Consider the following 25,511-nt stretch of genomic DNA (forward strand, 5'->3'; position numbering starts at 1 on the left):
CGCCGCAGCCGGTTCGTGCTCCGAAAGGCGGATCGCGTAGGGCAACCCTGCTTCCGGCGTGACCGGATTTGGAAGCGCTGCCTCTTCGTGTGCCGGAAGGGCGCTGCTAGCCTTCCCGTATGTCGAGCCATTCGCTGACAGGCCGCATGAAGCGCGCAGAGCCTTGTCGAAGCTGAGTCCCGGCCGTCAGACGGTCATGGGCAGCTAGGGGGCGCCCGAGAAGGCCCGCCCCCATCCGGCATGGACGGGGCCCGGGACACCGCGCGGCCCCCGCCCCATCCCGCACCCCCGCCGAACCCGCACGCCGTCCAGGGCGGAACCTTCCGCGCCGCGCCGGCCACGCGATAGCGTCCGGCAAGGTCTCTGATACCCTGTCCCCATCGTGGAGTCCTCGCCTTGCCCTTTCTTCGCCCGGTCATCGACCACGTCGTCATCAACGTCGCCAGCGGGCTCGACGAGGCGGCCGCCGAGTATGGGAGGCTCGGCTTCTCGCTGACCGAGCGCGGCCACCATTCGCTCGGCTCCAGCAACCACCTCGCGATCTTCGGCCAGGACTACCTGGAGCTGCTGGGCGTGGAGCCCGGGCGCGAGGCCAGCCGCGTGGACTTCCTCCAGCACCCGACCGGCCTGGCCGGCCTCGTCTTCAAGCCGCCGGCGGATCCCGGCTTCGCCGCCTCCCTCCGCGCCCGGGGCATCCAGGTGGAGGACCCCCGCGAGTTCCACCGGCCGGTCCGTACGAGCGAGGGCGTGGGCGAGGCCCGCTTCCGCACGGCAACCCTTTCCGACCCGCGCGTGCAGAACGGCCGCGTCTTCTTCTGCCACCACTTCACGCCGGAACTGGTCTGGCGCGACGAGTGGCGGGGGCACGCCAATGGCGCGACCGGGCTGGCCGAATTCGTGATTGCCGCCGCCGACCCGGCGAGGGCGGCCGGCCTCTACCGCGAGCTGTTCGGCGATGATGCCGTGGCCGCCACGGAAGGCGGATACGCCGTCCCGGCGGACACGGCCTCCGTCCTCATCCTCTCGCCGGAGGCGGTGCGGCAGCGTTTCGGGGATGCCGCGCCGGTGCAGGCGGACGGCACGGACCGGATGGTCGCGCTCGGCATCCGCGTGCGGGACCTCGGCGCGACGGCGCGGCTGCTCTCGGAGAACGCCATCGCCGGGCTGTCCGCCCGGGAGGATCGCGTGCTGGTCCCGGCCGCCTCGGCCGCCGGTCTGGCCCTGGCCTTCCTGCCCTGACGCGCCGGATCATCGATCCTGGCGGCGGGCAGCGGTTGTAACGGCCGCGCCCGTTCCCCTCATTCAACGAGCACTCCTGGAGACCGCCATGACCACCCGTCGCGCCGTCCTGGCGTCCCTCCCGGCCTTCCTCGCCACCATGCAGCTGGCCCGGGAGGCGGCGGCCCAGGCCCCGGGCTCTCAGACCCAGGCAGCCGGGGGCGAGCCGCGCCGCGGCGGCGTGCTGACCGCCCATATGAGCGGTGAGCAGCGCATCCTGAACCCGGCCCTGCGCGCCTCCACCGGCGTCTACGTCATCACCAGCAAGATCATCGAGGCGCTGGTGGACCTGGACGCCTTCGGCAGGCCGGCCCCCGTCCTCGCCACGTCGTGGGAGAGCGCGCCGGACGGCCGCACCATCACCTTCAAGCTGCGGGAGGGCGTGACCTGGCACGACGGCAAGCCCTTCACCTCCGCCGACGTGCAGTACAACGCGCTGGAGCTGTGGAAGAGGCACCTGAACTACGGCACCCAGCTGCAGCAGTACCTGGACGCGGTGGACACGCCGGACCCGCACACGGCCGTGTTCCGCTACAGCCGCCCCATGCCGCTGCACCTGCTGCTGCGCGCCCTCTGCGACCTCGGCTACGTCGTGCCGCGCCACCTGTTCGAGGGCACGAACGTTCTGGAGAACCCGGCCAACACCGCCCCCGTCGGCACGGGGCCCTTCAAGTTCGTGGGGTACGAGCGCGGGCAGTACGTGATCGCCGAGCGCAACCCGACCTACTGGCGCGGCCCGGCGCCGCTGGACCGGATCGTCTGGCGCTTCATCACGGACCGCAGCGCCGCCACCGCCGCGATCGAGACGGGGCAGATCCAGCTCTCCGCCTATAACGGCATCGGCCTGGCGGACCTGGACCGGCTGGGCAAGGACCCGCGCTTCACCGTCACCACCCGGGGCTCGGAGGCGAACGCCTTCAACAACACGCTGGAGTTCAACCACCGCCGGAAGGAACTGGCCGATCTGCGGGTGCGCCGCGCCATCGCCCACGCCATCGACGTGCCCTTCTTCCTCGAGAACTTCCTCTACGGCCAGGGCAAGCCGGCGGCCGGCCCCATCCCCTCCAGCTCCGCCGCTTTCTTCCCGGCGGATGCCAAGCCGCCCTATCCCTTCGACAAGCGCCGCGCGGAGGCGCTGCTGGACGAGGCGGGGTATCGCCGCGGTGCCGGCGGGGTGCGCTTCTCCCTCCGTCTTGTTCCCATCCAGAACGGCGAGGACGTGCCGCTGCTGGCCACCTTCATCCAGCAATCGCTGCAGGCCGTGGGCATCCGGGTAGAGATCGTGAACTACGACGCCGCCGGCGCGCTGCGGGCGGTGTACACGGACTGGAACTTCGACATCGCGACGGGCTGGCACCAGTACCGGGGCGATCCGGCCGTCTCCACCACCGTCTGGTACCGCTCCGGCAGCCCCAAGGGCGCGCCCTGGACCAACCAGTGGGGCTGGCAGTCCGACAAGGTGGATGGGCTGACGGACCAGGCCGCCTCCGAGACCGATCCGGCAAAGCGCAAGGCCCTCTACGCGGAGTGGCTGCGCGCGGTGAACGAGGAGCTGCCGATCTGGATGGTCACGGAGCGCGAGTTCCAGACCGTGATCAGCAAGCGCGTGGGCAACGCGCTGAACACGCCGCGCTGGGGGTCGGCCGACTGGCACGACACCTGGCTGGCGCCCGGCTGATCGACGGGGCCGAGCCGTGCGGCTTCTCGCCCTCGCGTCGCGCAGGCTGCTCGCCAGCCTGCCGACGCTTTTTCTCGTCCTCGTCGGCCTCTTCCTGCTCCTGCAACTCGCCCCGGGCGACACGGTGGATGCGCTGACCGCGCAGATCGGCGGCGGCGATCCGGCGATGATGGAGCAGCTGCGGCAGTTCTACGGGCTGGACGTCTCCGTGCCCGTGCAGCTCGGCCGCTACCTCCTGCGGCTGGTGCAGCTCGATCTCGGCTTCTCCAGCATCTACGGCAAGCCGGTGGCGAGCGTGATCCTGGAACGCCTGCCGGTCACGCTGCTGCTGATGCTCTCCTCTCTGCTGCTCGCCATCGGGGCAGGCACGGCGCTCGGCATCCTCGCCGCCCGGCGGGTGCATCGCTGGCCGGACACGCTGATCTCCACCCTCGGCCTCGTCTTCTACGCCACGCCCTCCTTCTGGTTCGGGCTGATGGGCATCGTGCTCTTCTCCATCACCCTGGGCTGGCTGCCCCCGGGCGGGTTCGAGGAGATCGGGGCCGGCTTCACCGGCCTCCGCCGCGTGGCGGACATCGCCACCCACCTGCTGCTGCCCACCGTCACCCTCGCGCTCATCTTCCTGGCGATCTACCTGCGGATCATGCGCGCCTCGATGCTGGAGGTGATGACGCAGGACTATATCCGCACCGCCCGCGCCAAGGGGCTAGGGGAGGCCGGGGTGCTGCTGCGCCACGCGCTCCGCAACGCCCTGCTGCCCATGGTCACCCTCATCGGGCTGCAGGCCGGCACGCTGCTCGGCGGCGCGGTGGTGGTGGAAAGCGTCTTCGCCCTGCCCGGCCTCGGGCGCCTGGCCTATGACGCGGTGACGCAGCGGGACCTGAACACGCTGCTCGGTATCGTCTTCGTCTCCGCCCTGCTCGTCATCGCCGTGAACCTCGTGGTGGACCTGCTCTACGCGCGGCTGGATCCGCGGATCGGGGGGCGGACATGAGCGCGCTCGGCCGCTTCCTCCGCAATCCCGCGGGGCTCATCGGGCTGGTGCTGCTGCTGCTCGTCCTCGCCGCCGCCGTCTCCGCCTCCTTCTTCTACCCGGACGATCCGCTGCGCCTGGCCGGGCGGCCGCTGCAATGGCCCTTCGCCAACCCGCGCTTCCCCCTGGGCACGGACAACACGGGCCGGGACATCGCCGCGCAGCTCCTGCACGGGGCGCGCATCTCCCTCCTTATCGGCGTGGTCGCCACGCTTCTCTCGCTGAGTATCGGCGTCGCCGTCGGCGCCATCGCCGGCTACTACGGCGGCTGGGTGGACGATGCGCTGATGCGCGTGGCCGAGATGTTCCAGATCCTGCCGAACTTTCTCCTCCTGCTCGTGCTCGTCGCCGTCTTCGGCTCGGAGATCGGCACGGTCACGGTTGCCATCGGCATCGTCTCCTGGCCCGCCACGGCGCGCCTGACCCGCGCCGAGTTCCTCACCCTGCGCCAGCGCGAGTTCGTGGAGGCCTGCCGGACGCTCGGCATGCGCGACGCCCGGATCATCCTCGGGGAGATCCTGCCCAACGCCCTGCCGCCCGTCATCGTCTATGCCGGGGTGGTGATGGCCACCGCCATCCTGCTGGAGAGCGCGCTGGCCTTCCTCAACCTCTCCGATCCCAACGTGGCCTCCTGGGGCAACCTCATCGGCGCCGGACGGGCCGTGCTGCGGGTGCAGTGGTACGTCTCCGCCATCCCGGGCCTGGCGATCCTCCTCACCGTCCTGGCCGTCTCCCTCGTGGGGCAGGGCCTGAACGACGCGCTGAACCCCCGCCTGAAAGGAACGCCGTGACCTCCCTGCTGGAGATCCGCGACCTCGACGTCCGGCTGCCGCCGGGCGGGGACCGCGCCTTCGCGCTGGAAGGCGTTTCCCTCGCCCTCGCGCGCGGCGAGATCCTCTGCGTGGTGGGGGAGAGCGGGTCGGGCAAGTCCATTCTGGCGGGCACGATCATGCGGCTGCTTCCGCCAGGCATCGGCGTCGCCGGCGGCAGCCTGCGGCTGACCGGCGAGGATCTGCTGGCGATGCCCGAGGCCGGGATGCGCCGCATCCGCGGCGCGCGCATCGCCATGATCTTCCAGGAGCCGATGACGGCGCTGAACCCGCTGCGCAGCATCGGCGACCAGATCGGCGAGATGTTCCGCATCCACACCGGGCTTTCCGGCGCCGAGATCGAGGCCCGCGCCCTGGCCTTGCTGGAGGAGGTGCGGCTGCCCGACCCGCCCGCGGCGCTGAAGGCCTTCCCGCACGAGCTCTCCGGCGGCCAGCGCCAGCGCGCCATGATCGCCATGGCCCTGGCGCTGGAGCCCGAGGTCATCATCGCCGACGAGCCCACCACGGCGCTGGACGTGACCACCCAGGCCCAGATCCTGGCCCTGGTCCGCGACCTGCAGCGGCGCCGCGGTACCGCCGTGCTGTTCATCACCCATGATTTCGGCGTGGTGGCGGAGATCGCGGACCGCGTGGCCGTGATGCAGCACGGCAGGGTGGTGGAGAGCGGCGAGGCGGAAGCCGTGCTGAACCGCCCGGAGCACCCCTATACCCGCGCGCTGATCGCCGCCGTGCCGCCGCTGCACGCCGCGCTCCGCGCGCCGATGCCGGCCGATACCCCGCCCGCCCTGCGGATCGAGGACCTGTCCAAGACCTATCGCCGCAGCGGCTGGTTCGGGCGGAAGGGCCGGGAGACGCGGGCCGTCGCCGACGTCACCCTCACCCTGCCGCGCGGCGGAACCCTGGGCATCGTGGGGGAGAGCGGATCCGGCAAGTCCACCCTGGCCCGCTGCGTCATGCGCCTGCTGCAGCCGGAGGCGGGCCATGTCCGCCTGGGCGAGACGGACCTGCTCGCGCTGCGCCCGGCGGAGTGGCGGCGGGAGACGCGGCGTATCCAGATGGTCTTCCAGGACCCCTATGCCTCGCTCAACCCGCGCCGCCGGGTGGGCGACCTCGTGGCGCAGGGGCCGGTGCTGCACGGCGTGCCGCGGGCCGAGGCGATGGAGCGGGCGCGCGAGCTCTTCGAGCTGGTGGGCCTGCGCGCGGACGCGCTGGAGCGCTTCCCGCACGAGTTCTCCGGCGGGCAGCGGCAGCGCATCGGCCTGGCGCGGGCCCTGGCCCTTCGCCCGGAGGTGCTGGTGGCGGACGAGGCGGTCTCGGCGCTGGACGTCTCGGTGCAGGCGCAGGTGCTGCGCCTCCTGGCGGAGCTTCAGCAGCGCCTCGGGCTGTCGCTCCTCTTCATCACCCACGACCTGCGCGTGGCGGCGCAGATCTGCGACCGGATCGCGGTGATGCAGGGCGGGCATGTGGTGGAGGAGGGGACGGCGCAGCAGGTCTTCGGCGCGCCGCGCGAGGATTACACCCGCGCCCTTCTCGCCTCCGTGCCCGGCCGGGCCTGGACCCCGCCGGAGACGGCCGAGGTCGCCTGACCGGCCCCGCACTGGCCTTTCGCGTCGGCTCAGGCTTTACCGGAGAGGACGTTCGGTGGCGCCGACCAAGGAGAAGCCCATGCAGCCCGCCCGCAAGCGCCTCGGCTTCTTCACCCGGCTTCTGGACGATGTGGGGCCGGGCGAGCGGTTCCGCCTGGCGATGGAGCAGATCCGCCACGCCGAGCGGCACGGCTTCGACTCCGCCTGGGTGGCGCAGCACCATTTCGACCCGACGGAAGGTGGCCTGCCATCCCCCTTCGTCTTCCTCGCCGCCGTGGCGGCCCGCACATCGGCCATCCGCCTCGGCACGGGCGTCGTGACGCTGGCGCTGGAGGACCCGCTGCGCGTGGCGGAGGACGCGGCGGTGCTCGACCTGCTCTCGGGCGGGCGGCTGGAAATGGGCCTGGGAACGGGTGGCTCCGCGACTGCCTATGCCGCCTTTGGCGAGCGCAGCGAGGAGCGCGCCGCGATCTTCACCGCCAAGCTCGACCGGCTCCTCCGCGCCTGGAAGGGGGCGCCCCTGGACGGGGGCGCACGGTTGAGCCCGCAGGCGCCGCAGCTGCGGGACCGTCTGTGGCAGGCCAGCTTCTCCGTGGCCGGCGCGGCGCGGGCGGGGCGCGCGGGCGATGGGCTGATGCTCTCCCGTACCCAGCCCAGGCCGGCCGATGCGCCCGGCCTGCCCCTGGCCGGAATCCAGCTCCCGATGATCGAGGCCTATCGCGCCGCGCTGCCGCCCGGGCGCGCGCCGCGCATCCTGGCCTCGCGCAGCCTTTTCGTCGCGGACGACCGGGCGGAGGCGCTGCGCCTCGCGGAGATCGGCCTGCGCCGCGCCGCCGACCGGGCGCGCGCCCTGAACCTTCCCTTTCCCGAGGGACCGCTGGAATCGGTCGTCGCGGCCTCCGACCTGCATCTGGGCCGGCCGGAGGAGGTGATCGAATCCCTTCGCACCGATGCCGCGCTGATGCAGGCGACCGACATCGCCTTCCAGGTCCATTCCGCCGATCCGCCGCACCCCTACATCCTGCGCTCCATCGAGCTGATCGCGGAGAAGGTCGCGCCGGCGCTCGGCTGGGAACCCGCCGTCGTCGTTCCCGCCTGAACCCGGCCCCGTCCTCCCGGGCGCGCCTCACTTCCCGTCCGGCCGCACCTCCAGGCTGCACAGCCCCGCGGCGAGCCTGGCACGATGGAAGGCGATGACGGGATCATCGGGCATCATTGCGGCCAGCGTTTCCAGGCGGCGGGCGGCAAGCCCCGCATCGCCGGCGCGGATCGCCCCCATCGCGCTCTCGTGCAGGGCGGCCGCCTCGGCACTGCCGGCATGCGGGACCAGCACGCCGATGCGCCCGGTGCGCCCGGCGAGGAGGACCTCCCCGACCAGCCGGTGGAGCCGCCCCGGCGTCCGCCCGGCCGTCTCGGCGGAGACGAGCAGGCGGGTCCCCGTGAAGCGGCTCAGGGACTCCAGCCGCGCCGCGATGTTCAGCGTATCCCCCAGCGCCCCGTATTTGAGCCGCGACCGCGTCCCGAGATTGCCCACGAGCGCGAGGCCGGAATGCACGCCGATGCGCGTGTGGCCGAAGGGGATCCCTTCAGCCGCCAGCGATGCGGCGAAGCCCTGCGCGAAGCTGTCGGCCGCGAGCGCGGCCGCCACGGCGCGCTCCGCGTGATCGGGCTGCACCAGCGGCGCGCCGAACAGCGCGACCATGCCGTCCCCGATGAAGTCGTTCACCAGCCCGCCATGGCGCATCACCGCCGCCGCCATTCCCTCGAAATAGGCGTTGAGCAACTCCGCCAGCCGCTCCGGCGGCAGCGCCTCCGCCAGGGTCGTGAAGCCCGCGATATCCGTGAAGATCGCGGTGATCTCGCGGTGCTCTCCTCCCAGGCGCGGCGGGATCTCGGCCGCGAGCACGGCGCCGACGAGGCGCGGGTCCATGTAGTGCTCGAAGCTCCGGTGGAGCTGAAGGCGCTGCCGGTGGCCGAGGCCGAGCAGCAGCCAGGCCGAGAGGCCGGTGGAGAGCGCCAGGCCGAGTGCCGCGGGGATGGCGGGCAGCAGCAGGCCGAGGCCGAAGGCCAGCAGCGCCCCACCGAGCAGCGCCGCGAGCGAGAGTGCGGCCAGCCCGCCCGCCACCGTGGCCCAGCCGAGCGGCGGAGCGGCGAGCGGGATCGCCGCGCCGAGCATCGCCGCCGCCCAGACCAGCGCGTACTCCGCCGGGCGCGGGGGCGGCGCGGGCGGTCCGGCCTCCCCGCGCGCCACGCGCAGCATCCCGGCCGCGAGATGTGCATGCACCGCGGCGCCCGGCATCGGCGCCGTCCGGACCAGGCCCGTGCCCAGCGGCGTGGTGAAGCTGTCCCGCACGGAAAGGCTGTCCATGCCGACCACCACGCCGCGGCCGGCCAGCGCGGCGGCCCCGCCATCGATCACCTCGGCGATCGAGAGCCGCCGGAAGGTGCCGCGATAGTCCAGCAGGGTCTGGTAGCCCGCGGCATCGAGTTGCGCGTAGGGGCCGAAGGGTTCCTCCAGCAGGCGGAGCCGCCCCTCGCCGAAGGTGAGGTCCTCGCCGGCGGGGCGGAGACGCGCGCCGGCGATCCGCGCGGCCAGCGCGGCGCCGAGGGAGGGCACCACGCGCCCGCTCTCCGGCTCGGTGGCGGCCAGGAGGGCGCGCCGCACCACCTCGCCGGGATCGGCCACCACATCGGCGAAGGCGGCGCGCGCCGTGCCGCGCAGGGCCGGGGGCGGGGAGATGCCGGGGCGCCCCTCCTCGCCCAGGCGGAAAGCCCAGAGGATCCGCGGTTCCGCCGCCAGCACGGCCGCCAGGGCCTCGCTGCCCTCGCCTACAGGGCGATCGCGGTAGAGGTCCACTGCCACCGCGGCCGCCCCCGCCTCGGACAGGCGGGACAGCAGCCGGGCCAGCACGCCGTCCGGCAGGGGCCAGCCGAAGCGGGTGATGTCGTTCTCATCGGCCAGGACGAGGCCGATCTCGGCGGACTCCGCGCTGCCCGCCCGCTGCCGCATCGCCGCGTCGTACCAGGCGAGCTCGACCGGCTGGAGCAGCCCCGCGCCCCGTGCCAGCAGCACCAGCACGGCGACCGCCTGGGCCGAGAGAAGGGCGCGGACCGCCCGGCGACGGAGAAGGCGGCCGGGACCTCGCAGCGCCCCGGCCTCAGCGCGCGGCAAGGTCCATCCCGCTCCGCCGCCCGCCCCCACCGCGCCTGTCAGGCGGCCGATGGGCCGCGCCGGCCGCGGTAACGGGAGGTCGCGGCCCGCGCATCCGGGATCAGCGTCGCTGCTGGTCGTCCAGGGGGGCCTGCTGAACGGGGCGGGCCATGCCGCGCGTGGCCGCCGCCGAGCGCCCCGAGGGCGCGCCGCGGGAACGCAGGAGTTCCAGGACCGCGTCGTCCGTCGGCGCGGCCTGGCCCGTGCTGGCCACCGGCTTGCGAAGGGGCGGCGTCTCGGCGCGGGCCGGCATCATCCCCGCCGCGAGCATCAGAACGGCCGCCAGACCCGGCCGGACCAGTCCATGGCCGGCCACACCCCAATGACGTCCCATGGATCAGCCCTCCTGCCGGAATGGACTATCATGGCGCTGACCGTTCCCCGATCACAACCATGTGGCCGCGGGACTAGCCGTCGAGCATCGTCACCGTCGTGTTCGCCATGCGCAGGTTGCTGTCGAGCTGGCGCGCGATGGCGCGGAGCAGGGCGGCGGCGGTGGCGGGATCGTCCTCCTCCGTGCGGGACAGGGCCTCGCTGCTGAGCTTGAGGCATCGCAGGGCCGTGCGGGCCCGGACATCGGCGGTGCGGCGGCCGCCGTTCAGCAGCGCCATCTCCCCGAAGAGGGCGCCCGGCGCCAGGGTCGCGACGCGAAGGGTGGCCTGGCCGGAGCCGGGGCGGGCGATGAGGATGTCCGCCGTACCGGACAACAGGACATAGAGCCCCTCCGGCAGGTCGTCCCGGCAGAGGACGAGGGTGCCCGCGGGGAAGCTCTCCTCCGACATGAGCGGGAGCAGCCGCGCCGCGCGCTCCGGCGGAAGGCCCAGTTCCACCAGTGCCGCGAGCGGCCCCGGCGCGCTCTCCCGTTCCGCGGCCTGGACGCCCGAGGCGGCGAGGATCTCGCCCTCGACCTCCTGCAGGGCCGTTTCCAGAGTCTCGAAGGTGGCAGCGGCGGGGATGGCGGAGAGGATGCCGAGCTCCGTCAGGTCCTCCCGCGCGGGGTGGCCCTCCCGCAGCCCGGCCAGCAGCACGCGGGCAGCGGGGGCGGGCGGGTTCCGCACCAGCCGCCCGATCTGCCGCGCGCCCGAGAGGTCCACGCGGTTGACGCGCCGGAGGTCGAGGATGACCACCTCCGCGCCCGCTGCCACGGCACGCTCCACGTGCAGCACCACGGCATCCGCGCTGCCGAAGAAGAGGGGCCCCTCCAGCTCCACCACCTCGATCCGCTCGCCGGCCCGGAGCAGCAGGGCCTCCGCCCAGGCTGGGCGCCGGGTGCGGGAGCGCCCGCCCGGGTTCCGCCAGGCCCGCCGGATCACGCCCCGCGCCATGGAGGCCGTGAAGGCCAGGATGGCGAGGCCGGTGCCGACCGCGACCGCCGCGGCGAGGCTCCACGCCACCGCCACCCCCGCGACGGCCAGCATGACAGCCGCATCGGCCATGCGCGGCCGGACCGCGCCGCCGAGCAGCGGGCGGAGCGTTCCAGCATCGAGCATGTTCCAGGCCGTGCCGAGCACGATGCCCGTCAGAACCGCCTGCGGCAGGCGCGCGACGGCCGGCCCGAGGGCCACGAGGATGAGGAGCAGGAACCCGCCCCGGGTAACGGCGGCCAGCCGGCCCCGCCCCCCCGCCGCGTGGCAGGCGGTGCTGCCGGAGACGCTGCCGCCGACGGGGGTGCCGCCCACCGCCGCCGAGGCGAGGTTCGCGGCGGCCAGGGCGCGGATATCCCGGTCGAGGTCGGCGCGCGGCAGGCCTCGCTCCCGCAGCACGGTGCCCGTGGTCAGGGTCTCGAGGATCACGAGCACCGCGATCGCGGAGGCGGCGGCCAGCAGGCCCGGGACCATTGGGGCGAGGGGCAGCAGGGGCAGGGCCTCCAGCCCTGCCGCCAGGTTCCCGGCATGGCCCAGGAGGGTCGGCGGCGCCCCGAGCAGCGGGCCGAGCAGGGAGCCCGCCCCGCCGGCACGGAGAGCCGCATCGGCCACCCAGCCCGCCGCGATCGCGCGCAGCGAGCCCGGCACCCGTGCCAGGGCACCCGGCGGATGCGCCACCATCGCCAGGAGCGTCACGAGGCTGACCAGGGCCGCCAGGGGCCGCATCCCCTCCCAGCTCGGCCAGGTGCCGATCGGCTGCCCCATCAACGGCCCGAGTTGGCTCAGCAGCAGGAGCAGCGCGGTGCCGTTGAGGAAGCCGGACAGCACGGGATAGGGCATCAGCGCCGCAAGCCTTCCCAGGCGGAGCAGGGCGAGGCCGCCCACCAGCAGCGCCGTCAGGACGGTCAGGATTGCGGCGATCACGACGGCGCTGCCCAGTTCCGCCGCCGAGGCCGGCAGGCCGCTACCGCCGAGCGTGGCGCCCAGCACCCCGGCGATGGCGAGGGACACCGCCGAGGCCGGCCCGCCGACGAGCGGCCGGCTCCCGGCCAGCCCGCCGAGCACGATGCCGCCGATGGCGCCGGTGACCACCATCGCGGCGGCGCCGGCGATCGCCCCGGCCGTGCCGAGGGGCGCGAAGGCGATGGCGCCGTGGGCCATGTTCGAGGGAAGCGTGGCCAGCGCGGCCGCGAGGCCGGCCAGCACCTCGCGCCAAAGGGACTCGCGCCAGAGGGACCGGAGGGCACTCGGCATGGTTACGGCATCGAGATCCTGGCGCGGGGATCCGGCTTCTGCCGTCCCGGGCGCTGATGCCGAGGCGGGACCCTGGGGACGGGACGAGACGTCATGCAACACTGCCGGGGTTCCGATCCGTCCAGTTTTGCATCGACCCGGTGGCATGCCTAGTGCCGCCGCCGCACGGGGCCGGCGGCACCGCGCGCTCACAGCGGCAGCGGCCCGTCCGACTTCACCTCCTCCATGACGGCGTAGGTGCGCGTCTCGCGGACGCCGGGCAGGCCGAGCAGGACCTTTCCCAGGAAGTCGCGATAGGCGGCCATGTCGCGGACCCGGGTCTTGACGAGGTAGTCGAAGCCGCCGGCCACCATGTGGCATTCCAGCACCTCGGGCGCACGGTTCACGGCCTGGGCGAAGCGGTCGAACACGTCCGGCGTGGTCTTGTCGAGCAGCACCTCGACGAAGACAAGAAGGCCGAAGCCCAGCCGGTGCGGGTCCAGCCGCGCGCCGAAGCCCGTCACCAACCCTTCCTTCAGCAGCCGCCGCATCCGCTCGCTCGTCGCGGTCGGGGAGAGGCCGATGCGGTCCGAGAGTTCCAGGTTGGTGATCCGCCCCTCGCGCTGGAGGATGGCCAGCATCATGCGGTCGGTCCGGTCGAGTTCCTGCATCTCTCACGCCCATCGCGCCGCTTTGGGGTGAATCCTGCGGCATCGCGGCGGATCTATCGCATGTTGATCCGGCGCGGACAGCCCTAGGCTGTCGACGCTATCCAGGACCGACGCGACCATGAGTACCGCCACCCTGCCCAAGACCGGCTGGACGCCATTCCAGGCCCTGGCCGACGAGTTGCGGCCGCAGTCCTCGCTGCGCGCGGCCGTCACCGCGGCCTATCGCCGGCCGGAGGAGAGGTGCCTGCCCCCGCTGATCGAGGCCGCCGCCCTCTCGCCGGAGGGGGAGGCCGCGGCCGCCTCCCTTTCCCGCCGCCTCGTCACCGCGCTGCGCGCCAAGCGCCGCAGCAGCGGGGTGGAGGCGCTGGTGCAGGAGTTTTCTCTTTCCAGCGGGGAAGGGGTGGCGCTGATGTGCCTCGCCGAGGCCCTGCTCCGCATCCCCGACACCGCCACGCGCGATGCGCTGATCCGCGACAAGATCGGCGGAGGCGACTGGGCCGCCCATCTCGGCCACTCGCCCTCCCTCTTCGTCAATGCCGCCACCTGGGGGCTGGTGGTGACCGGGCGCCTCTCCTCCACCAACAGCGAGGCGGGGCTGGGCGCCGCGCTGACGCGGCTGATTGCCCGCGCGGGCGAGCCGGTGATCCGCCGGGGCGTCGATCTCGCCATGCGGATGATGGGCGAGCAGTTCGTCACCGGGCAGACGATCGAGGAGGCGCTGGCCCGCAGCCGCGCCCTGGAGGCGAAAGGCTTCCGCTATTCCTACGACATGCTCGGCGAGACCGCGACGACGGCGGAGGACGCCGCGCGCTACCTGCGCAGCTACGAGCGCGCGATCCAGGCCATCGGCAGAGCCTCCGCCGGGCGCGGGATCCAGGACGGGCCGGGCATTTCCATCAAGCTCTCCGCCCTGCACCCGCGCTACGCCCGCGCACAGCGGGCGCGCGTGATGGCGGAGCTGCTGCCGCGCGTCGCGGAACTCGCCGTGCTGGCGCGCCGCCACGACATCGGCCTGAACATCGACGCGGAGGAAGCGGACCGGCTGGAGCTCTCGCTCGATCTGCTGGAGGCGCTCTGCCAGGACGAGCGGCTGGCCGGCTGGAACGGCGTCGGCTTCGTCATCCAGGCTTATCAGCGCCGCGCGCCCTTCGTGATCGACTTCGTGGTGGACCTCGCCCGCCGCACCGGGCGGCGCATGATGGTGCGGCTGGTGAAGGGCGCCTACTGGGACAGCGAGATCAAGCGCGCCCAGATGGATGGGCTGGAGGGCTTCCCGGTCTTCACGCGCAAGATCCACACGGACGTTTCCTACCTCGCCTGCGCGCGCCGGCTCCTGGCGGCGCCGGACGCCATCTTCCCGCAATTCGCCACCCACAACGCGCGCACGGTGGCTGCCATCCACGAGATGGCCGATCCCACCGTCTGGCATCCCGGCCAGTACGAGTTCCAGTGCCTGCACGGGATGGGCGAACCGCTCTACGAGGAGGTGGTCGGCCAGGACCACCTGAACCGGCCCTGCCGCATTTACGCCCCGGTCGGCACGCATGAGACGCTGCTGGCCTATCTCGTCCGGCGCCTGCTGGAGAACGGCGCCAACTCCTCCTTCGTGAACCGCATCAACGACCCGGACGTGCCGGTGGAAGCGCTGGTCGCGGATCCGGTGGCAGAGGCGCGCGCCCTCTCGCCTCGTGGCCGCCCGCATGATGGCATCGCGCAGCCGCGCGCCCTGTTCGGTGCGGCGCGCTTGAACTCGGCGGGGTTGGACCTGACGAACGAGGACCGCCTCGCCGCGCTGGCGGCGACCCTGCGGGAAGGCGTCACGCCTCTCCGCGCCGTGCCGCTGCTGGGCGACGGTCCTGTGGATGGCGAGGCGCGGGAGGTCCGCAACCCCGCCGACAGGCGCGACCTGGTGGGGCATGTCGTGGAGGCCGGCGATGCGGTCGTGGATTCCGCCCTGCTGCACGCAGATGCCGCCGCAACCGCCTGGGCTGCCACGCCCCATGCCGAGCGGGCCGCGATGCTGGATCGCGCGGCCGAGCTGATGGAGGCCCGCATGGACGTCCTTCTCGGCCCCATCGTGCGGGAGGCTGGCAAGTCCCTGCCCAACGCCATCGGCGAGGTGCGGGAGGCCGTGGACTTCCTGCGCTACTACGCCGCCGGCGCGCGCGGCTTCGGGCCAGGGCACCGCCCGCTTGGCCCCGTGGTCTGCATCTCGCCCTGGAACTTCCCGCTGGCCATCTTCACCGGCCAGGTAGCGGCCGCGCTGGCCGCGGGGAATCCCGTGCTGGCGAAGCCGGCGGAGGAGGTGTCGCTGATCGCCTCCCTCGCCGTGGGCCTGCTGCGCGAGGCCGGGGTGCCGCCCGCCGCCCTTCAGCTCCTGCCAGGCGATGGGAAGGTGGGGGCGCGGCTGGTGGCCGATCCGCGCATCCAGGGCGTGATGTTCACCGGCTCCACGGAGGTGGCGCGGATGATCCAGCGCGGGCTGGCCGGGCGCCTCGGCGCCGCCGGGCAACCCATTCCGCTGATTGCGGAGACGGGCGGGCAGAACGCGCTGGTGGTGGACAGCTCGGCCCTTGTGGAACAGGTGGTGGCGGATGTCCTCGCCTCCGCCTTCGACAGCGCGGGCCAGCGCTGCTCAGCGCTGCGCGTGCTCTGCCTGCAGGAGGAGGTGGCGGACCGCGTGCTGGCGATGCTGAAGGGCGCGCTGGCGGAGCTCTCCCTCGGCAACCCCGAGCGGCTCTCCACCGATATTGGCCCCGTCATCACGGAGGAGGCGCGCGCGAGCATCCAGGGCCATGCGGACGCCATGCGCGCGGCGGGCCGCCCCGTGCACGCCCTGCCGTTGCCGGAGGCGTGCCGCCACGGCAGCTTCGTCGCGCCGGCGATCATCGAGATCACCGATATCGCGGAGCTGGAAAGAGAAGTCTTCGGGCCGGTGCTGCACGTGCTGCGTTTCCGGCGCGATGCGATGGACGCCCTGCTGCGCGACATCAACGCCACCGGCTTCGGCCTGACCTTCGGCGTGCATTCCCGCATCGATGAGACGATCGCGCGGCTGACGGGCCAGGCGGGTGCGGGCAACATCTACGTCAACCGCAACCTGATCGGCGCCGTGGTCGGCGTGCAGCCCTTCGGCGGGCACGGCCTGTCCGGCACCGGCCCGAAGGCGGGCGGCCCGCTCTACCTGCGCCGCCTCCTCGCCGTTGCCCCCGCCGATCCGCCCTTGCCGGACCGTCCCGCGCTTACCGCCGCCGCGGCCTTCCTGGACTGGCTGCGCGGCAGGGTTCCGGAGGAGCTGGCCGCGCGCTGCACCGCGCAGGTCCGGCCGTCCCGCGCAGGGTTGGAGATCGACCTGCCCGGTCCCGTCGGCGAGGCGAACCGCTACGGCCTTCATGCCCGCGGCACCGTTCTCTGCCGCGCGGAGACGACCGAAGGGCTGCTGGTGCAGATCGCGGCCTGCCTTGCCACCGGAAACCTGGCTCGCGTGGAGACCCCGCCGGAGGACCTGCCCCTCATCCTCGCCGGCCATGTCCCGCCAATCCGTGGCGACGGGATCGGCGGCTGCCAGGCCGTCCTGTTCGAGGGCGCGCCGGAGGCGCTGAAACGCTTGGCAGAGGCCGTCGCCGTGGCTGAGGGGCCGATCCGCCCCATCCTCACACCGCAGGAAGGTCTTTACCGATTGGACATGCTGATGGCGGAGCGCTCCGTCAGCACCAACACCGCAGCGGCCGGCGGGAACGCCAGCCTGATGAGCCTTTGACGGCAAAAGACCCAGGGGGCGCCCCCTGGACCCCCGCCAGGAGGCTGGTTGGACCTATAGGTCCAACCCTGGACCTGCGTTGGGCTGCCGCGGAACTGACCGGATATGTCAGCCTCTGCGATCGGGATCGATCCTGCCCTTGCAGTCGCCTCGGCTCCACGAGCCGAGGCGCACGTCAGCCGGGGAGTCCCAAAGCCTAGAAGAAGATGATGGTGAGGGGGCTGGGGAGAGGAAGAATTCCTTCTTCCTCTCCCCGGGACAGACCGCCACCGCAGAACCGGACCATCCCTAACGCCCGATCGCGTAGGCCTGCATGAGGCGCGGCGTCGCCGCCGCGATCACGAACCCGTCCTCCCGCCCCACGGCGCAGACGCGGCCGAGGGACCAGGGCGCCTCCACCTTCACGCGGTGGCCGCGGCGTTCCAGCGACGCGATGGCGTCCGAGCCCAGGCGGTCCTCCACCAGCAGGCGGCCGGCCTCGAAGGTGCGGGGGTAGAAGGATTGCGGGAAGTGCTTGCTGGTGAAGAGCGGAAGGTCGATGGAGGCCTGTAGGTCCAGCCCGTGGTGCAGGCGGCGGAGCAGGACGGCGAGGGTCCATTGGTCCTGCTGGTCGCCGCCCGGCGTGCCCATGGCGAGGATCGCTTCCCCGTTGCGCGTGACGAGGGTGGGGGTGAGGGTGGTGCGGGGGCGGGTGCCCGGCCGCAGGTCGCTCGGCAGGCCAGCGTTGAGCCAGCCCATCTGGCCGCGGGTGGAGATGGAAAAGCCGAGGCCGGGCACGGCGGGGGAGGATTGCAGCCAGCCGCCGGAGGGCGTGGCGGAGATCATGTTGCCCCAGCGGTCCACCACGTCGAGATGGACCGTGTCGCCCCATTCCACGGGAAGGGGGGCGAAGGTGGGCTCGCCATGGCCGATGCCGACGGGCGTCTCGGCGCCGGCCATGGCGAGGATGCGGCGCATCGCTTCCGCCGCGCCGGGCAGGTCGCCGGGGATGAGGTCAAGCGAGGCCGTCTCACCCACCAGGGCGCGGCGGCGGTTGGCGTAGTCGCGGGAGAGGAGGGTATCGAGCGGGATCTCCGACGCGTCGGGATCGCCGTAGAAGACCTCGCGATCGGCGTAGGAGAGCTTCATGCACTCCACCACCGTGTGCACGAATTGCTCCCCGGCCGGGTCCATGCCGGCGATGTCGTAGCCTTCCAGCAGGGCGAGGGTCTGGAGGAGGACGGGGCCCTGACCCCAGGGGCCGGTCTTGTGGACCGTGACGCCGGCGTGGTCGCGCGAGACGGTGCGCTCCACCCGCGCCTCGTAGCGCGCGAAGTCGTCGGCCTGCAGCAGTCCGCCGTGGCGCCGGCCGCTGGAATCCATCAGCTCCGCCGTGCGATAGAAGCGGTCCACCGCCTCGGCCACGAAGCCGCGGTAGAAGGCGTCCCGCGCGGCCTGGATCTGCCGCTCGCGGTCGGCGCCGGCGGCCTCGGCCTCGGCCAGGATGCGGCGGTAGGTGGCGGCGATGCCGGGGGTGCGGAAGCGGCTGCGCGGGCGCGGCACCTCGCCGCCGGGGATCCACACCTCCGCCGAACTGGGCCATTCCGCGGGGAAGAAGTCGCGCGCCGGCAGGATGGAGGCGGAGACGCGGGGCAGCACGGGGAAGCCATCCTCGGCATAGCCGATCGCGGCCTCCAGCACGGCGCGCGGGCTCCAGGTCCCGTGGTCGCGCAGCAGCAGCATCCAGGCGCCGAAGGCGCCGGGCACGACGGAGGGTAGGAGGCCGGTGCCGGGGACCTGCTTCAGGCCCAGCGCCGCGAAGCGCTCCGGCGTGGCGGCCATGGGGAAGGGGCCCTGGCCGCAGATCACCACCGGCTCCGGCGCGTCGTGCCGCTTGAGGATGATCGGCACCTCGCCGCCCGGGCCGTTCAGGTGCGGCTCCACGATCTGCAGCACGAAGCCGGCGGCCGCGGCCGCGTCGAAGGCGTTGCCGCCGCGCTCGAGCACGGACATGCCGACGGCGCTGGCAAGCCAGTGCGTGGTGGCCACCGCGCCGAAGGTGCCGCGGATTTCCGGACGGGTCGTGAACATGCAGGGCTCCCGGGTCGGAACCAATCATGATTGGTTCCATATCGATCCGCCGTTTCCCGGCGTGCCGGTTGTCGTAGCCGATGCGGCGAGGGGCAGAAAGCTTGCCGACACGGCAAAACCAATCTAGCAAAGGTTCCATGCCCGCCCACCCCGCCGCCGACCGGCTGGAGGCCCACCTCCAGGAGGTCGGCCTCAGGCCAGGCGACCGCCTGCTCCCCGAGCGCCAGCTCACCGCGCGCCTCGGCATCAGCCGCCGCGCGCTGCGGGCGGTGCTGGGCGAGATGGAATTGCAGGGCCGGATCTGGCGCGGCGTGGGCCAGGGCACCTATCTCGGCGCGAAGCCCGCCACGGCCCGCCGCGCGAACCCGGCGGCCCAGGCCAGCCACCCGCTCGCGGTCATGGAGGCGCGGATGACGCTGGAGCCCGCCATGGCGTCGCTGGCCGCGATCAAGGCGACGGCGGCGGACATCGAGGCGATCGCCCGCGCCGCCGGCCGCGGCGCCGAGACGAGCGACCAGGAGAGCTGGGGCCGCTGGGACGGGGCCTTTCATGGTGCCATCGCCCGCGCCTGCCACAACCCGCTGCTGCTGGCGGCCTTCGAGACGATCGAGGCCGGCCGGGCGCTGACGGACTGGGGCCGGCTGCGCGCCGCCATCACCACGAAGCCCATGCGCCAGGCCTCCGCACTGGAGCACGGGGCCATTTCCGCCGCCATCGCCGCGCGGGACGCGGCGGCGGCGCAGCGGGCCATGCGCGCCCACCTGCAGTCGGTCCAACTCGCCATCCAGAGCGAGGAAGCCGGCTGGAATGACACGCCGGAACCGCGGGAACACGCGGACGGCCACGCCACCACGGTCGAACCCGTTGAGCGAGCCGCAACTCGCAGGATATCCAGGCCATGACCCGATCCCACCTCTCTCGCCGCAGCGCGCTCTCGCTCCTCGCGACGCCCGCCCTGGCGGTGCTGCCGCGCGCGGCGCGCGCGCAGGACAGCTATCCCAGCCGCCCCGTCAGCGTGATCGTGCCCTGGGCGCCGGGCGGCTCCACCGACATCCTCGGCCGCGTGCTGGCGGAGCCGCTGCGCGTCTCAATGGGCCAGCCCTTCGTGGTGGAGAACCGCTCCGGCGCCTCCGGCAATATCGGCTCGGCCTATGTCGCGCGCTCCGCACCGGACGGGCAGACGCTGCTCTTCGCGACGATGAGCACGCACGCGATGAACGACGCGCTGTTCCGCAACATGCCCTTCAACGGCGTGGAGGATTTCACCCCCATCGCGCTGCTGGCCTATGTGCTGAACACGATGGTGGTCCATCCCTCCGTGCCGGCGAGCACGGTTCCCGAGTTCATCGCCTACGCCAAGGCCAATCCCGGCAAGGTCGCCTATGCTTCCGCAGGGCCCGGTTCCACCAACCATCTCTGTGCCGCCATGTTCGCGCAGATGGCCGGGCTGGACATGGTGCACGTGCCCTATCGCGGCGGCGCGCCCGCCACGCTGGACACGGTGGCCGGCCAGACGCAGCTCTTCTTCTCCGCCGGCACGCAGACGCTGGACCATGTCCGCGCGGGGCGGCTGAAGTTGCTGGGCGTGACGGAAGGCCGCCGCTCCACCCTGCTGCCGGAGGTGCCGACGGTGGGTGAGAGCCTGCCGGGCTTCGAGATGGCCGTGTGGTATGGCGCGCTGGGCCCGAAGGGCATGCCGCCCACCCTGGTGAACCGGCTGAACGGCGAGATCAACCGCGCGCTGATGCTGCCGGAGGTGAAGGACAAGATGGCCGCGATCGGCGTGGAGGTGGTGAACGAGACCCCGGCCGCCTTCGCCGGCCAGCTGCGCGCGGATGCGGTGAAGTGGCGCCGGCTGATCCAGGAGCTGGGCATCGACAAGTCCGATGCCTGACCTCCTGCCCGGCCTTGTCGAGGCTTTCGAGGCGGCGGCCCGGGAGGAGGGGCCGCTGCCGCGGATCCGTGCCGCCGACCGGCTCGGGCGCGAGCGGATGGGGCAGCGGCTCCTCACCGCCATGGTCTTTGACCGGGAGGCGATGACGGTGCAGCGCCTCTTCAGCTCCCGCCCGGACGAGTATCCGGTGGGTGGGCGGAAGCCGAAGCGGGACACGGCCTGGGGCCGCCAGGTGCTGCTGGAGGCGCGCCGCTTCGAGGGCGAGGGCGAGGCGGCGATTCGCGAGCACTTCGCGGATCACGAGGTGATCCTTGGCCTCGGCCTGCGCAGCATCGTCAACGCGCCGATCGTCCTGGGCGGGCGCTGCGTCGGCACGCTCAACATCCTCTGGCCGGAGCCGGTCCTGACCCCCGGGCGCATCGAGGCGGCGCGGATGCTCGCCCTGCTGGCCACGCCGGACTGGGCCTGACAGGGCCGGATGCCCAGGGGGCATCCACCGTGCCATGTCCGGCGCAACATCCCGCTGGCCACGCAGAACCCGGTCCGAGGCGCGATTGCGGCTTTCCCAGGACTATGGCCACACTCGCGCCCGGCAGGTGAGGGATCGGGGATGCGACGGCTCGGGCGATGCGTCCATCTGGCCTGCTTCGGCCTGCTTCTCGCCATCGGGGCCGGCGGTGCGCCCGCCGGGGCGGGAACGATCCTGGACACGGTGAAGCGCAACGGCAGTGTCCGCTGCGGCGTCTCCACCGGGGTTGCCCATATGTCGGCCCCGGACAGCAACGGGCGCTGGAGCGGCTTCGACGTCGAGATCTGCCGCGCCGTCGCGGTGGCGGTTTTCGGCGATGCCGAGCGGGTGCGCTTCGTCCCGACCACGGCGCAGAGCCGCTTCACGGCCCTGCAGTCCGGCGAGGTCGACCTGCTCTCGCGCACCACCGCGCTGACCCTGGCGCGGGACAGCACCATGGGGCTGACGCAGACCGTCGCGCATTTCTTCACCGGCCAGGGCCTGCTGGTGCATCGCCAGGCCGGGCTGGAGCGCGCGACGCAGCTGAACGGTGCCTCCGTCTGCACCACGCAGGGTTCCGTCAACGAGCGGACGCTGCAGGACTGGGCCCGCACCAACCGGATCGAGGTGAGGACCATCGCCTTCGACACGGCGCCGAGCGTGCTGGCGGCCTTTCTCGCCGGGCGCTGCGACGCGATCACGAACGACATGATCAATCTCGCGGCCAACCGGCTGGCCGCGCCCGATCCCAACAGCCTTGTCCTGCTGCCGGACGTCATCTTCAAGGAGATGCACGGCGTCCTCGTGCGGAACGGCGATGCGGAATGGGCGACCCTGACGCGCTGGGTCGTCTTCGCCCTGGTCCAGGCGGAGGAGTTCGGGATCACCCGGGCCAATGCCGAGGAGGTCCGGAGGACCAACCCCGATCCCAATGTCCAGCGCTTCCTCGGCCGGATCGACAACATCGGTACCGGCTTCGGCCTCAACGCCGACTGGGCCTTCCAGGTGGTCCGCACCGTCGGCAACTACGGCGAGATCTACGAGCGCACCGCCGGAAAGGACGGGCTCGGGATCGACCGGGGCCCGAACCGCCTGTGGTCGCAGGGTGGGATGCTGATGTCCTGGCTGTGGCAGTGATCGCGCCCCTTCACGACAGGGTCCGGAACGGGGCCCGCAGGAGACTTCGCCCATGAGCGCCGCCGAGATGCTGCGGAACAGCGATCTGTCCTCCACCCTGGACGAGGCGCGGGAGCGCTACGTCGCCGCCCATCCGCGGAGCCGTGCCCTGCACGAGGCGGCGCGGCAGGTCATGCCCGGCGGCAACACGCGCTCCGTCCTGTCCTACGGCCCCTTCCCGATCGCGATGGAGCGCGGCGAGGACTGCCGGCTCTGGGACGTGGACGGACACGGCTATCTCGATCTCTGCGGCGAGTACACGGCGGGGCTCTTCGGGCATTCGGAGCCGCGGATCCATGCCGCTGTGCAGGCGGCGATGGCGCGCGGCCTGAACCTGGCCGCCGTGGGCGCGGCGGAGGGCGAGCTGGCCTCACTGCTCTGCGCGCGCTTCCCCTCGATCGACCTCGTGCGCTTCACCAACAGCGGCACCGAGGGCAACCTGATGGCGCTGACGGCCGCGCGCGCCTTTACCGGCCGCGACATGATCATGGCCTTCCGCGGCGGCTACCACGGCGGCGTGCTCCTCTTCTCCCTCAACGGCCCGGCGCCGGTGACGGTGCCCTTTCCCTTCCTCATGGCCGACTACAACGACACGGCGGGTGCGGTGGCGGCGATCCGCGCCCATGCGGACCGGCTGGCGGCGGTGATCGTCGAGCCCATGCTGGGCAGCGGCGGCTGCATTCCCGCGCGCCCGGATTTCCTTGCTGCCCTGCGCGAGGCGACGCGGGAAGTGGGCGCGTTGCTGGTCTTCGACGAGGTGATGACGTCGCGCATGAGCGGCGGCGGCATGCAGGAGCAGCTGGGCATCACGCCGGACCTGACCACCCTCGGCAAGTACGTGGCGGGCGGCATGAGCTTCGGCGCCTTCGGCGGCCGGGCCGAGGTGATGGCGCTGTTCGACGGCAGGCTGCCGCATGCCGGCACCTTCAACAACAACGTGCTGTCCATGGCCGCCGGCCGCGTCGCCATGGGCGCCATCTTCACGCCTGAGGTGGCCCAGGCGCTGTTCGGGCGCGGGGAGGCGATGCGCGCGGCGCTGAATGAGACCCTGGCCCGCGCCGGGACGGCCATGCATTTCAGCGGCATCGGTTCCATGGCGACGGTGCAGTTCCGCCCGGCGCCGATCGAGCGCCCCTTTGTGCAGACGGAGCGGGAGGAGGCGCTGCGCGAGCTGTTCTTCCTCGATATGGCGGCGGCCGGCATCTACATGGCGCGCCGCGGCATGGCGGCGCTCAGCCTGCCGGTGGCAGAGGCGGACCTGGACCGCTTCGTGGCCACCGTCGGGGAGTTCGCGCAGGCGCGCGGCGCCCTGCTGCCACGCGCCGGCGAGATGCCCTGAGCCGGGTCGGATCTCAGATCCGGGCGGCTGTGGCCTCGTGGTCCTGGTACAGCCTGCCGTCCTGGTGCAGGTAGGTCGGATCGAATTCGCCGGCCTCCTGCAGCGCCTCCCAGTTCAGGACGGCGACGGTGCCCTTGGTCCAGGTGATCAGCCCGTTCTCCCGCAACTTCTGCAGGACGCGGTTCACATGGACCGTCGAGAGGCCCAGCGCATCGCCCACCTCGGCCTGGGTCACCGGCATGTTGAAGGATTGGTCGGAGACGAGCCCCACGGCCTTGAAGCGCAGCATCATCTCGCAGAGGAGATGGGCGAGGCGCTGGTAGGCTTCCCGGCGGCCCATCCCGATCATCCACTCCCGGAAGATCGCGCCATCCACCAGGGTGTCGCGCCAGAAGGCGTGCAAGAGCCCGGGGAAGCGTTGTGTCAGGTCACGGATGTCGCTGTGCTGCAGGAAGGCGGCCGAGGTCGGAACGATTGCGCTTAGCGCATGGTCCATGACGCCGAGATGGAGGCTTTGCAGGTCGGGAATGTCGCCGGGCGTATGGAAGGACATGATCTGGCGGCGCCCGTCCGGCATCAGCTTGTAGCGGCAGGCGAACCCTTCCAACAGCAGGCAGCACTCGCGCGGGCGGTCCCCGTCCCGGACGAGATCGTCTCCTGTCGCGTAGTCCCGCAAGATGATCGGAAGATCCAACAGGGCCTTCCGTTCGTCCTCGGTCAGGTTCGCGATGCTCTCCAGCTTGTGGATCAGGCGATACCGCTGCGGCAATGACGCGAGGGTTCTCACGCTTCGCTCCTGAAATGGAAGCGCCAGGACGCGGCTTCTCACAGGCAGCTTATCCCCGATTCGCGGCGCTTCAAAGAAACTGGAACGCCCCGGCTATGCGGCGTCCTCATGCGCCCGGAAACCGGCGTTTCGCGGCGCGCCGGTATCGCCTGTGAATGCCAGACCGCTGCTCGTCAGCCTAGAAGCGCGACGCAACTGGTGCCGGAGGTCTGGGATGACACCAGGGCCAACCCGATTCGAGAAAGCTCTTCAGCGCGCGCGCGAGCCAGCTGGGCATCGAGCGGCAGAAGAAGCTGATCGCCGAGCTCGAGCGATCGGGACAGGATCACCTGCTTATGGCGGCCATCGAGGAGCTTGCCGAGCTGACGCGCATCTACGGAGAGCTCAGCCATGAACTCCGGAACGTCATCCTGCCTTGAGGGAGGCGCACGGAGATCGGTGGCTGGGGCCCTTTCACGTTCCGGCTGATCGAAGCCCTTCCGGCACGGTGGACGCGATATGGGCCCCGAACGGCCATCCCCGCCCATTCCGAGTTGCCGGCGCGCCGGGCGGCCAGGATCTCGCGGTGCTGGCTGTTGGACCGGCCGATCCCGACGGATTGCTGCAGGCCGTACTCCTTCAGCAGCACGAGCGGGGCCTGCAGCAGCCGCAGCAGCATCCCCCTCCAGCCGACGTGGTCTCCACCAGTCCGTCCGCCAGCAGGCGCCGCAGTGCGTCGCGCACGGGCGTCCGGCTGACACCGATCTCTGCGGCCAGCATCTCCTCCCGCAGCGGCGCGCCAGGGATGAAGCTGCCGTGGAGGATGCGGTCACGGATGGCCTGATAGGCCCGCTCGGCCGCGTTCGGTATCCTCGCTGCTCCCTCTTCCCGCCGGTGCGTCAGAACCCGGAGAGCAGCCGACCGAAGCCCTCCATGTGGTTCTCGATGCCGTTGGCGCGCAGCGCGTGCCACCAGGTCGCGGTGTTGATGAGGATCAACGGCTTGCCCAGCCACATCTCCGCCGCGGGCACGGACCTGGCGGCCTGGCCGGCCTTCCGGCGGGTGGACACCGTGCTGGTGGCGGGCTGCACGACCAGCGGCTGCGTCCGGGCGA

21 protein-coding genes are annotated in these 25,511 nt (G+C 72.3%); 12 read left to right on the forward strand and 9 right to left on the reverse strand.

What is annotated here, in order from left to right; all coding sequences use genetic code 11:
- Positions 1 to 396: 396 nt before the first annotated feature.
- From J5Y10_RS22295 to J5Y10_RS22320, 6 genes are all read left to right on the forward strand, one after another.
- Positions 397 to 1,239 carry a VOC family protein gene (locus J5Y10_RS22295; RefSeq protein ID WP_209376328.1) on the forward strand — a complete coding sequence of 281 codons (843 nt, stop codon included), beginning with the start codon at positions 397 to 399 and terminating at the stop codon, positions 1,237 to 1,239.
- A gap of 88 nt (positions 1,240 to 1,327) precedes the next feature.
- Positions 1,328 to 2,956, forward strand: coding sequence for an ABC transporter substrate-binding protein (locus tag J5Y10_RS22300; RefSeq protein ID WP_209376329.1), 1,629 nt, complete (start codon positions 1,328 to 1,330; stop codon positions 2,954 to 2,956).
- Between the two features lie 16 nt (positions 2,957 to 2,972).
- Positions 2,973 to 3,950 (forward strand): ABC transporter permease, encoded by a 978-nt coding sequence (locus tag J5Y10_RS22305; RefSeq protein WP_209376330.1) that lies wholly within the window; start codon positions 2,973 to 2,975, stop codon positions 3,948 to 3,950.
- Positions 3,947 to 4,780 carry an ABC transporter permease gene (locus J5Y10_RS22310; protein WP_209376331.1) on the forward strand — a complete coding sequence of 278 codons (834 nt, stop codon included), beginning with the start codon at positions 3,947 to 3,949 and terminating at the stop codon, positions 4,778 to 4,780. Before J5Y10_RS22305 ends, J5Y10_RS22310 begins: the two co-directional genes overlap by 4 nt.
- Complete coding sequence (locus J5Y10_RS22315) at positions 4,777 to 6,405, forward strand: ABC transporter ATP-binding protein (RefSeq protein ID WP_209376332.1); 1,629 nt, start codon at positions 4,777 to 4,779, stop codon at positions 6,403 to 6,405. The genes J5Y10_RS22310 and J5Y10_RS22315 overlap by 4 nt, the downstream gene beginning before the upstream one ends.
- A 79-nt stretch (positions 6,406 to 6,484) precedes the next feature.
- The gene (locus J5Y10_RS22320) at positions 6,485 to 7,504 is read left to right on the forward strand and encodes a putative FMN-dependent luciferase-like monooxygenase (protein WP_209376333.1); all 1,020 of its coding nucleotides are present in this window, start codon (positions 6,485 to 6,487) and stop codon (positions 7,502 to 7,504) included.
- Positions 7,505 to 7,531: 27 nt separating this feature from the next.
- Here J5Y10_RS22320 and J5Y10_RS22325 read toward each other — a convergent pair whose 3' ends face one another.
- The 4 genes from J5Y10_RS22325 to J5Y10_RS22340 form a co-directional block, all read right to left on the reverse strand.
- Entirely contained in the window at positions 7,532 to 9,577 is a 2,046-nt protein-coding gene (locus J5Y10_RS22325) for a CHASE2 domain-containing protein (protein ID WP_209376334.1), read from the reverse strand.
- Positions 9,578 to 9,677: 100 nt separating this feature from the next.
- Complete coding sequence (locus J5Y10_RS22330) at positions 9,678 to 9,950, reverse strand: hypothetical protein (protein ID WP_209376335.1); 273 nt, start codon at positions 9,948 to 9,950, stop codon at positions 9,678 to 9,680.
- Between the two features lie 73 nt (positions 9,951 to 10,023).
- Positions 10,024 to 12,234, reverse strand: a complete 2,211-nt coding sequence (locus J5Y10_RS22335; RefSeq protein WP_209376336.1) for an SLC26A/SulP transporter family protein — start codon at positions 12,232 to 12,234, stop codon at positions 10,024 to 10,026.
- 188 nt (positions 12,235 to 12,422) lie between these two features.
- Positions 12,423 to 12,884, reverse strand: a complete 462-nt coding sequence (locus tag J5Y10_RS22340; protein WP_209376337.1) for an Lrp/AsnC ligand binding domain-containing protein — start codon at positions 12,882 to 12,884, stop codon at positions 12,423 to 12,425.
- Positions 12,885 to 13,002: 118 nt separating this feature from the next.
- On the opposite strand from J5Y10_RS22340, the gene putA reads away from it, so the two are divergent.
- Positions 13,003 to 16,644 (forward strand): trifunctional transcriptional regulator/proline dehydrogenase/L-glutamate gamma-semialdehyde dehydrogenase, encoded by a 3,642-nt coding sequence (gene putA / locus J5Y10_RS22345; protein ID WP_209376338.1) that lies wholly within the window; start codon positions 13,003 to 13,005, stop codon positions 16,642 to 16,644.
- A gap of 288 nt (positions 16,645 to 16,932) precedes the next feature.
- On the opposite strand, the gene J5Y10_RS22350 is transcribed toward putA, so the two are convergent.
- Positions 16,933 to 18,714 carry a gamma-glutamyltransferase family protein gene (locus J5Y10_RS22350; protein ID WP_209376339.1) on the reverse strand — a complete coding sequence of 594 codons (1,782 nt, stop codon included), beginning with the start codon at positions 18,712 to 18,714 and terminating at the stop codon, positions 16,933 to 16,935.
- Between the two features lie 137 nt (positions 18,715 to 18,851).
- Here J5Y10_RS22350 and J5Y10_RS22355 point away from each other — a divergent pair, with 137 nt between their 5' ends.
- The 5 genes from J5Y10_RS22355 to J5Y10_RS22375 all read left to right on the forward strand — a co-directional run bounded on the left by J5Y10_RS22355 (position 18,852) and on the right by J5Y10_RS22375 (position 23,631).
- The gene (locus tag J5Y10_RS22355; RefSeq protein ID WP_209376340.1) at positions 18,852 to 19,616 is read left to right on the forward strand and encodes a FadR/GntR family transcriptional regulator; all 765 of its coding nucleotides are present in this window, start codon (positions 18,852 to 18,854) and stop codon (positions 19,614 to 19,616) included.
- Positions 19,613 to 20,608 carry a Bug family tripartite tricarboxylate transporter substrate binding protein gene (locus tag J5Y10_RS22360; protein WP_209376341.1) on the forward strand — a complete coding sequence of 332 codons (996 nt, stop codon included), beginning with the start codon at positions 19,613 to 19,615 and terminating at the stop codon, positions 20,606 to 20,608. The genes J5Y10_RS22355 and J5Y10_RS22360 overlap by 4 nt, the downstream gene beginning before the upstream one ends.
- On the forward strand, positions 20,601 to 21,077 hold the full coding sequence (locus J5Y10_RS22365) for a GAF domain-containing protein (RefSeq protein ID WP_209376342.1): 477 nt from the start codon (positions 20,601 to 20,603) through the stop codon (positions 21,075 to 21,077). Before J5Y10_RS22360 ends, J5Y10_RS22365 begins: the two co-directional genes overlap by 8 nt.
- Before the next feature lie 141 nt (positions 21,078 to 21,218).
- Positions 21,219 to 22,253 (forward strand): amino acid ABC transporter substrate-binding protein, encoded by a 1,035-nt coding sequence (locus J5Y10_RS22370; protein ID WP_209376343.1) that lies wholly within the window; start codon positions 21,219 to 21,221, stop codon positions 22,251 to 22,253.
- 52 nt (positions 22,254 to 22,305) lie between these two features.
- Positions 22,306 to 23,631: an aspartate aminotransferase family protein gene (locus J5Y10_RS22375; protein WP_209376344.1), complete on the forward strand. Its 1,326-nt coding sequence runs from the start codon at positions 22,306 to 22,308 to the stop codon at positions 23,629 to 23,631.
- Positions 23,632 to 23,644: 13 nt separating this feature from the next.
- Here the strand turns inward: J5Y10_RS22375 and J5Y10_RS22380 are convergent, their stop codons facing one another.
- From J5Y10_RS22380 to J5Y10_RS29005, 4 genes are all read right to left on the reverse strand, one after another.
- Entirely contained in the window at positions 23,645 to 24,418 is a 774-nt protein-coding gene (locus J5Y10_RS22380; protein ID WP_209376345.1) for a Crp/Fnr family transcriptional regulator, read from the reverse strand.
- 173 nt (positions 24,419 to 24,591) lie between these two features.
- Complete coding sequence (locus J5Y10_RS22385) at positions 24,592 to 24,810, reverse strand: hypothetical protein (RefSeq protein ID WP_209376346.1); 219 nt, start codon at positions 24,808 to 24,810, stop codon at positions 24,592 to 24,594.
- Between the two features lie 226 nt (positions 24,811 to 25,036).
- Complete coding sequence (locus tag J5Y10_RS22390) at positions 25,037 to 25,369, reverse strand: GntR family transcriptional regulator (RefSeq protein ID WP_432761262.1); 333 nt, start codon at positions 25,367 to 25,369, stop codon at positions 25,037 to 25,039.
- A complete protein-coding gene (locus J5Y10_RS29005) occupies positions 25,297 to 25,488 on the reverse strand; it encodes a hypothetical protein (RefSeq protein ID WP_209376347.1) in 192 nt (63 codons plus the stop codon). Before J5Y10_RS29005 ends, J5Y10_RS22390 begins: the two co-directional genes overlap by 73 nt.
- Positions 25,489 to 25,511: the final 23 nt, after the last annotated feature.

Origin of the sequence: Roseomonas indoligenes (genome assembly GCF_017813365.1) — a bacterium.
Classification (GTDB): Bacteria; Pseudomonadota; Alphaproteobacteria; order Acetobacterales; family Acetobacteraceae; genus Roseomonas; species Roseomonas indoligenes.